The organism is Micromonospora sp. NPDC048040, from assembly GCF_055587185.1.
In genome coordinates this window covers 1-8,560 of record NZ_JBVJGT010000111.1, presented here as the reverse complement: position 1 = coordinate 8,560, position 8,560 = coordinate 1, and the positions used below count along the sequence as shown (strand labels likewise).

Sequence of the window (8,560 nt, the reverse complement as noted above, 5' to 3'; positions counted from 1 at the left end):
TAGTGACACGCCTGCTAGGCGTCCAAAGCCGTGTTTCCGCAGCTCAACCCCAAGATTCGTGTACTAGCCGACCAGCACATCTGTGGAACCCAGGCCGAGCAGGCCGGTAGAAATCCAAGCCAACCAATCGCCGAGTCCTTGGAGCGCTCGGCTGTCACGCGCGGCAATGGCTGTAAGACCTGAGCGCTTCCTCTCCCAGGTCGCGAGGCATCTGGTCGAGGCGGTTCGGGCACCGCCACATCCGATTTCACCTTTTTCCCAGCTCAGGCGCTGTTGGTGGGGCGGACGGGACTCGAACCCGTGACCGATCGATTATGAGTCGACTGCTCTAACCGGCTGAGCTACCGCCCCGGCACCGCGCCGGATCCTATCCCGCCCGGTCGATCACCGGCCAGCACGAAACCCTGGCTTCACCGCCCCGCGGTGGCGGCACGATGGGCAACGCGAGGATAACAGCGAGCAGCCGACCCGCCGCGCCCCGTACCCACCGATCGGGGCGTCAGGAGCCCGCGCGCAGCTCCGCCAGGACGGCCCCGGCGGCGCGCCAGCCACTGGCCAGCGCGCCCTGGATGGAGGGGCTGTCCCGGTGGTCGCCGGCCACGAACAGGCCCTCCCCCAGCGCCACCGGCTTGCGCAGCCGCCCCTGCGGCGGCGGTGCGGCGGGCAGCGCGTCCGGGACGGACACGGTGGTCAAATGAGTCCAGTCCGCCGTGGACCGCCCGTAGAGCCGGGTCAGCTCGGCCCGCACGGTCGGCTCGGGCGGGGCCGACGGGCCGACCACGGAGGTGGCGATCAGGTGCCGCCCGGCCGGCGCGTACGTCGGCGCGGCCCGGCTGACCACCACCGTGTTCGCGACGACCTCCCGCCGGTCGCCGTCGACGAGCAGGATCGGCTCGTCCAGCGGCGCCTCCTGCGCGCTGTGGTAGTACGTCGTGTAGCTGTGCGTGCGTACCGCCGGCAGGGTCGGCAGCAGCGTGGCCGCCGCTGGCGGATCGACGGCAACCACGACGGCGCGGCAGCGGATGTCGCCGGCCTGGGTGCGGACCCGGCCGGGCGCCACCGCCGAGACCGGGGTGTCCAGGTCGATCAGGTCGGCGGGCAGCGGGTCGGCGACGGCGCGGGGCAGCGCGGCCATGCCCTCGGCGGGCAGGCCGATCCGGCCCCGGGCGAAGGATCGCAGCACCATCGACAGCACGTGGCTGGAGGTCTCCAGCTCCCGTTCGACGAAGACGCCGGAGAGGAACGGCCGCAGCAACTCCTCGATGATCGTGTCGGAGAGGCCGGCGCGGCGCAGCGCGGTCTCGGCGGTGGTCTCGGGCGCGGCGAGCAGCCGGCCCTTCGGCAGGGTCGCGCAGCCGGCGGCGAGCGCGGCGAGGCGCAGCCGGTCGCGCAGCGACCCGATGCCGGCCAGGGCGGTGCCGGGCGCGCCGGTGGGCTCGCGCAGCGGGTTGACCAGGCGGGTGAGCCGGTCGCCCTTGCGCACCAGCACGCCGGAGGTGAAGTGGCCGAGGCGCAGGCGGTCGACATCGAGCAGGGTGCCGAGCCGCGGGTAGGCGGTGTTGAGCACCTGGAAGCCCCGGTCGAGCAGGTAGCCGTCGACCGCGTCGGTGGCCACCCGGCCGCCGAGCCGGTTGCCGGCCTCCAGCAGCCGCCACGGCACGCCGGCGCGGTGCAGCCGCCGGGCCGCGGCCAGGCCGGCCAGGCCGCCGCCGACAACGACGACGTCGGTCTCAGCGAGCATCACGCGCCTCCCGCTCACCGTTCGTCCGGGACAGCCGGCCCGGCCACCAGATGGTCGGCCCGATGTCGTACGCGAGCGCGGGCACCAGCAGCGAGCGGACGACGATGGTGTCGAGCAGCACCCCGACCGCGACCGCCACGCCCAGCTCGACCAGCACCACCAGCGGCAGCACGGCGAGCGCGGAGAACGTCGCGGCGAGCACGACCCCGGCGGAGGTGATCACGCCGCCGGTGACGGCGAGGCCGGTGAGGACGCCGGCCCGGGTGCCCCGCCTGGCGGACTCCTCGCGGACCCGGCTCATCAGGAAGATGTTGTAGTCGATGCCGAGGGCGACCAGGAAAACGAAGGCGAAGAGCGGGAACGAGGTGTCCACGCCGGGGTAGTCGAGGACGTGGCGGAAGATCAGCGCGCAGAGGCCGAGGGTGGCGGCGAAGCTGAGCAGCACGGTCGCGATCAGCAGGATCGGCGCGAGGAGCGCCCGCAGCAGCAGCGCCAGGATGATCGCGATCACCGCCAGCACGACCGGGATGATCACGTTCCGGTCCCGTGTCGAGGCGTCCGACGTGTCCACGTTGATCGCGGTGAAGCCGCCGACCACGGAGTCCGAGCCGGGCACCGCGTGCACCGCCGCCCGCAACTCCCGGACGGCCCGCTCGGCGCCGTCGCTGTCCGGCGGGTCGGCGAGCGTCGCCTCCAGTTGCACCCGGCCGTCGACGACGGTGGGCGGCGCGTTCGGGTCGGGCGGGCCGGTCCGGTCGGCGGTGACGGGCCGGACGGCGGCCACCCCGGGCACGCCGCGGGCCGCGTCGGCGACCTGCTCGGCGGCCTGCTGGTTGGTGAAGATGGTGGCGGGGCTGCCGGTGCCGGCCGGGTAGTGCCGGGCGATCACCTCCTGGCCGGCGACCGAGTCGGTGCGTTCGGTGAACAGGTCGGACTGCCCGAGCGTGGTCGCGCCGAGCTGGGTCAGCCCCAGCGCGAGCACGGCCAGCGCGAGGGTGGTGAGCACCCAGACGGGCCGGGCCCGCCGCGCCACGAAGCCGGCGATCCGGCTCCAGATGCCGTGCTCGGTGCGCGGGTCGGCCTGGTCGGGCCGGGGCCGGCGCGGCCAGAACGCCCACCGCCCGCCAAGCACCAGCAGGGCGGGCAGGAAGGTGAGCATGACCAGCAGGGTGGCGGCGATGCCGATGGCGGCGACCGGGCCGAGCGCCCGGTTGGAGTTCAGGCTGGACAGCAGCAGGCAGAGCAGGCTCACGATCACCGTGCCGGCGGAGGCGACGATCGCCGGGGCGGCGCCCTTCCAGGCGGTCCGCATCGCGTCCCAGGGGCGCCCGTGCCGGTGCAGTTCCTCGCGGTAGCGGGCGACGAGCAGCAGCGCGTAGTCGGTGCCGGCGCCGAAGACGAGCACGGTGAGGATGCCCTGCGCCTGCCCGTTGAGCTTGATCACGTCGGCGTCGGCGAGCAGGTAGACGAAGACCGCGGCCAGCGCGAAGGACATCCCGGCGGCGAGCAGCGGGAAGATCCACAGGACCGGGCTGCGGTAGACGACGAGCAGGATGACCAGCACCACGCAGAGGGTGACGACCAGCAGGGTGCCGTCGATGGCGGAGAAGACCTCGATGAGGTCGGCGAGCAGGCCGGCGGGCCCTGCCACGTCCACGGTCAGCCCGTCGCGGGCCCCGCCGGCGATGGCGCGCAGTTCCTCGACGACCGTGCCGATCCGTTCGCCGTCGGCGTCGTCGATCGGCACCACCACCTGGAGGGCCTGCCCGTCCTCGCTGGGGATCGGCGGCGGCAGCGGGCCGACCACCCCGGGCACCTGGGCGAACCGGGTGGCGTCGGCAGCCGCCCGCTGCGTGTCGGCGTCGGTGATGCCGCCGGCGCGTTCGTAGACCACCAGGGCGGGGGTGGTCTGCCGCGCGACGAACCGTCCGGCCAGCTCCTGCGCCCGGGTCGCCTCCGCGTCGGCGGGCAGGAACGAGGCGTTGTCGTTCGTGGCGACCTCGCCGAGCCGGCCGGAGAACGGCCCGGCGACGGCCCCGACGGCCAGCCACGCGAGCACGACCGCCACGGCGACGAGTGTGATCCTGCCGTGGCCTCCTCTTCCGGGCATCCGCACCCACCCCAAGTATCGACGCACCGATCGACGCAGAGTGAGTCCAAGTCGACACCGACCATCCTGCCGGGCGGGAGCGCCCGCGGTGGCGGAAACCGGGCGGCCGGTGAGGGGCGAAAACACCGAGCCGTCGGCGGTCGGCGGTCGGCGGAGGCACGGAACGACGAACGCCCGCCGGCAGGGCCGACGGGCGTCAGGTGTGGAAGCTCCCCCGTTTGGACTCGAACCAAAAACCTGCCGGTTAACAGCCGGCTGCTCTGCCAATTGAGCTACGGGGGACCGCTGCGTCGTCCGGTGCGGATCTCCCCGCGCCGTGCGACGGGGACAAGAGTACAGGACTCCGGGGGGTGTTGGTCCAGGGGGTTACCTCTGCGACCCGTGCCCCGCGGACACGACAATAAACCAGACAAATCGTCATCACGGCACAAGGAGGCATGAGCGGAGAGCAGGATGGGTAGTTAGCTGCGGACAGAGGAGACAGGCGCGATTTGGTCGCCTCCGGCGGGGTAAGCCGCCGGACGACGGCGCGTCAGGTACGGAAGGAGCCGCCATGCGCGGAAAGATCATGTTTCTTGGCGGGCTGGCTGCGGGATTCGTCCTGGGCGCCCGTGCCGGTCGGGAGAAGTACGAGGAGCTGGTGATCCGGGGCCGCAAGGTGCTCGACCACCCGACCGTCCAGGAGGCGGCCGGCGTCGCGCAGGCCCAGGCGACCCGCCTCTACAGCGAGGGCAAGGACAAGCTCGGCCAGTCGAAGCTGGGCGAGAAGCTGAGCAGCAACGGCAACAAGCAGGAGCTGACCGCCGCCGACGACGCGTTCGCCGGAACGCCGGCCACGGTGGGGGCGAAGGCGGGCTCCGGCTCGTCGGGCACCGGCTCGACCTCCGGGTCGACGTCGGCCACCACCACCCCCCGCAGCAAGCCGTCCGGCTCGGGCACCAACAACAGCACCCTCTGATCGCACCTTCGAGCGGGCCGGTCGCCAGCTGGCGACCGGCCCGCTCGTGTGCGTACGGGCACGTCACGGCCGCCCGGCCCCACCCCTGCGGCCACTTTCGCCGATTGAAGCGAAAGTTCAGCCCATCCATCGAAAACTTCCGCCTCCAACCTCTTCACTTTGGTCCGAGGCGCAAATATCGTCCTGCGTAGAACCTGGCCAGGCTCTTGGTACTCCCCCCGCGACCTCCTCAGCGACGTCCCGGCGCTGAGGCGGACCCGCCCGACCAGAGCGAGGTTCGATGCGCAGACCGATCGGCCGAAGGGCCGCCACCTATCTCAGCCTTCTCACCCTCGTCGGCGCGACGCTCGTCGCGACCGCTCAGCAGCAGCCGGCACCGGCACTCGCCGCCCCGGCACCGACCAGCAACGGCATCCAGTACAAGGTCCTCGTCTTCACCCGGTCGGCGGACGGCAGCCACCCCGCCACCGCCGCCGGCGTCGACGCGATCCGCCAGCTCGGCAACGACCGGCGCTTCACCGTCGAGGTGACCGACGACGCCCGCAAGTTCGACGAGGCGCACCTCAAGCAGTTCCGCACCGTGGTGTTCCTGAACACCTCCGGCGACGTCCTCGGCGACGACCAGCAGGCCGCGTTCGAGCGGTACTACCGCGACGGCGGCGGCTTCGTCGGCGTCCACTCCGCGATCGAGGCCGAGCCGGGCTGGTCCTTCCTGGACGACGTGCTCGGCACCCGGGCGGTGGGCGCCGCCACGGCGGCGGCCCCGGCCACGGTCACCGTGGCCGACCGGGTGCACCCGGCCTCCGCGACCCTGCCGGAGCGCTGGGCGCACACCGACCGGTGGTACAACTTCGCGGCCAACGTCCGGGGCGTCTCGCACGTCCTGGCCACGGTGGACGAGAAGACGTACGCCGGCGGGTCGATGGGCTTCGACCACCCGGTCACCTGGTGCAAGGACCACCAGGGCGGCCGGTCCTTCTACACCGGGCTCGGCGCGACGCCGGAGAGCTTCGGCAGCACCGACCTGCGGGCCCACCTCGGCGGCGCCATCCAGTGGGCGGCCGGCGTGACCGACGGCGACTGCGGCGCCACCGTCCTGGCCAACTACCAGATGACGGTGATCGGGGCGCAGCCCAACGTCAACGAGCCGATCGGCTTCGACGTGCTCCCCGACGGCCGGGTGATCCAGACCGACCGCCGCGGCGGCGTACGCCTGCACGACCCGGAGAGCAACGAGACCACCGTGCTGGCCCAGATCCCGGTCTACACCCACAGCGAGGACGGCATGTACGGCCCGGCGATCGACCGGGAGTTCGCCACCAACCGCTGGGTCTACCTCTTCTACGCGCCGCCGCTGGACACCCCCGCCGGCGGGGCGCCGACCACCAGCACCGACCCGGCGGCCTGGGACCGGTGGAAGGGGTACTTCCAGCTCTCCCGGTACAAGTTCGTCGACGGCGAGACGCCCTCCCTGGACCTGGCCTCGGAGCAGAAGATCCTCCAGGTTCCGGTCGATCGGGGCGCATGCTGTCACGTGGCCGGCGACATCGCCTTCGACTCGAAGAACAACCTCTGGCTGGTCACCGGCGACGACACCCCGGCCGGCGGCGGTGGCTCCGGCGGCTTCTCCCCGCACAACGACTCGGTGAGCGCCACCGGCGTCTACCAGGCGCCCTTCGTGGACGCCCGACGCAGCTCGGCGAACACCAACGACCTGCGCGGCAAGATCCTGCGCATCTCTGTGCAGGCGGACGGCAGCTACACCGTGCCGGAGGGGAACATGTTCCCCGAGGCGGCGGACCCGGGTGACAAGACCCGCCCGGAGATCTACGCGATGGGCTTCCGGAACCCGTTCCGGATCACGCTCGACCGCAACGACGTCGCCTACGTCACCGACTACTCCCCCGACTCCTCGACCGCGGCGGTGGGCCGGGGACCGGCGGGCACCGGCCGGATGATGGTGGTCGGCAAGCCGGCGAACTACGGCTGGCCGATGTGCGTGCAGCCGAACCTGCCGTACATCGAGATGAACTGGACCACCAGCCCGATCTCCCCGGTCGCGCCGTTCGACTGCGCGGCGCCGCGGAACACCTCGCGGCACAACACCGGGCTGACCGACCTGCCCGCGGTGGAGAAGTCCGAGCTCTGGTACTCGTTCCAGGCCCCGACGCCGTGCCCGGAGTCGTACCTGTCCACCCCGACGCAGACCTGTCCCGTGCTCTTCCCCGAACTCGGCACCGGCGGCGTGGGCCCGCACGGCGCGGCGAAATACGACTTCGACCCGGAGCTGAGGTCGGAGACGAAGTTCCCCGCGTACTTCGACGGCGCGATCTTCTTCGGCGAGTTCACCCGGGACACCCTCAAGGAGGTCCGGCTCGACGCCCAGGGCGACATCCTGAAGATCAACAATGTGCTGAACTGCGGGCAGGCCCCCACCACGCCGGCCAAGCCGTTCCTCTGCGACAACCCGATGGACATGAAGTGGGGCCCCGACGGCAACTTCTACCTGCTGACGTACGGCGACGGGTTCTTCAACGTCAACCCGGACGCGGCGATGCTGAAGTTCAGCTACGTCAAGGGCCTGCGGGCGCCGAACGCAGTGCTGAACGCGACCCCGACCAACGGTCACGCCCCGCTGACCGTCGCCTTCTCCAGCGAGGGGTCGAAGGACCCGGACCCGGCGGACTCCATCTCGTTCGCCTGGGACTTCGACGGCAACGGCACGACCGACTCGGTCGACCCGAACCCGACGCACACGTACACGGTCAACGGGGTCTACACCGCGCGGCTCACGGTGACCGACTCCAGCGGCAAGAGCGCGTCGGCGAACACCACGATCACGGTGGGCAACACCGCGCCGACCGTCACCGTCAACACCCCGCTCGAGGGCGGCTTCTTCCAGTGGGGTGACGGGATCCCGTGGTCGGTGACGGTCACCGACCCCGAGGACGGGCCGGTCGACTGCGCCAAGGTCGAGGTGACCTTCGTGCTCGGCCACGACGAGCACGGCCACGGCGAGGCCAACCAGTTCGGCTGCTCCGGCGTGCTGCCCACGGAGGCCGACGACGCCTCCCACGGCGGCTACATCTACGGCGTGGTCAGCGCCTCCTACACCGACCGGGGGGCGAACGGGCAGCCGGCACTGACCACGGTGGACCAGCAGATCATCCAGGACAAGCTGCAGCAGGTGGAGTTCGCCCGGGACCAGTCCGGGACCACCGTGGGCACCAGCGCCGACACCGGCGGCGGGCAGCAGCGCGGCAGCCTCGACCCGGGCGACTGGATCGCGGTCAACAACACCGTGAACCTGACGAACATCCAGTCGGTGACGCTGCGTACCTCCGGTGGCAGCGCCGCCACCGCCGGGCAGCCGCGCTTCGGCGTCCAGTTCCGGCTCGACTCGCCCACCGGGCCGGTGGTCGCCACCGCCACGGTCAACGCGACCAGCGGCAACAACGCCTTCACCAGCACCACCGTGCCGATCACCGACCCGGGCGGCACGCACCGGCTCTACCTCGTGTTCACCACCGTCACCGGCGGCCCGACCAGCGGTTTCGGCAACCTCAACTGGATCGGGTTCACCGGCCAGGGAATCGGCGTCACACCGTAGCCACCGCCGTGGGGGGGGGGGGGGGGGGGGGGGGGGGGAAGAGGGAGGGGAAAAGGAAAAAAAAAGAGGACGGCGCAGAAAGCCAAGACAGCCCCACAACAAGGGGGGAGAAAAACAGAACAAAAAGAAACAAAGACAGGA

The 8,560-nt window shown here is 71.6% G+C and carries 4 protein-coding genes and 2 tRNA genes; 2 read left to right on the top strand and 4 right to left on the bottom strand.

Features of this window, described 5'->3' with window-relative positions; translation table 11 throughout:
* Nucleotides 1-274: 274 nt before the first annotated feature.
* From ACZ6O2_RS36085 to ACZ6O2_RS36070, 4 genes are all read right to left on the bottom strand, one after another.
* Nucleotides 275-351 (bottom strand) — tRNA-Ile (locus ACZ6O2_RS36085).
* Nucleotides 352-499: 148 nt separating this feature from the next.
* On the bottom strand, nt 500-1,741 hold the full coding sequence (locus ACZ6O2_RS36080) for an NAD(P)/FAD-dependent oxidoreductase (RefSeq protein ID WP_466026156.1): 1,242 nt from the start codon (nt 1,739-1,741) through the stop codon (nt 500-502).
* The gene (locus ACZ6O2_RS36075; RefSeq protein ID WP_466026155.1) at nt 1,731-3,851 is read right to left on the bottom strand and encodes an MMPL family transporter; all 2,121 of its coding nucleotides are present in this window, start codon (nt 3,849-3,851) and stop codon (nt 1,731-1,733) included. The genes ACZ6O2_RS36080 and ACZ6O2_RS36075 overlap by 11 nt, the downstream gene beginning before the upstream one ends.
* A 209-nt stretch (nt 3,852-4,060) precedes the next feature.
* Nucleotides 4,061-4,133: transfer RNA gene (locus tag ACZ6O2_RS36070), tRNA-Asn, on the bottom strand.
* Between the two features lie 271 nt (nt 4,134-4,404).
* Here ACZ6O2_RS36070 and ACZ6O2_RS36065 point away from each other — a divergent pair.
* Nucleotides 4,405-4,809, top strand: coding sequence for a hypothetical protein (locus ACZ6O2_RS36065; RefSeq protein WP_357450779.1), 405 nt, complete (start codon nt 4,405-4,407; stop codon nt 4,807-4,809).
* Nucleotides 4,810-5,089: 280 nt separating this feature from the next.
* On the top strand, nt 5,090-8,419 hold the full coding sequence (locus ACZ6O2_RS36060; RefSeq protein WP_466026154.1) for a ThuA domain-containing protein: 3,330 nt from the start codon (nt 5,090-5,092) through the stop codon (nt 8,417-8,419).
* Nucleotides 8,420-8,560: the final 141 nt, after the last annotated feature.

Excerpts from the sequence above, each read along its gene's own strand:
- ACZ6O2_RS36075 (WP_466026155.1), bottom strand. The coding sequence starts at position 3,851 with ATGCCCGGAAGAGGAGGCCACGGCAGGATCACACTCGTCGCCGTGGCG.
- ACZ6O2_RS36080 (WP_466026156.1), bottom strand. The coding sequence starts at position 1,741 with ATGCTCGCTGAGACCGACGTCGTCGTTGTCGGCGGCGGCCTGGCCGGC.
- ACZ6O2_RS36060 (WP_466026154.1), top strand. The coding sequence starts at position 5,090 with ATGCGCAGACCGATCGGCCGAAGGGCCGCCACCTATCTCAGCCTTCTC.
- ACZ6O2_RS36065 (WP_357450779.1), top strand. The coding sequence starts at position 4,405 with ATGCGCGGAAAGATCATGTTTCTTGGCGGGCTGGCTGCGGGATTCGTC.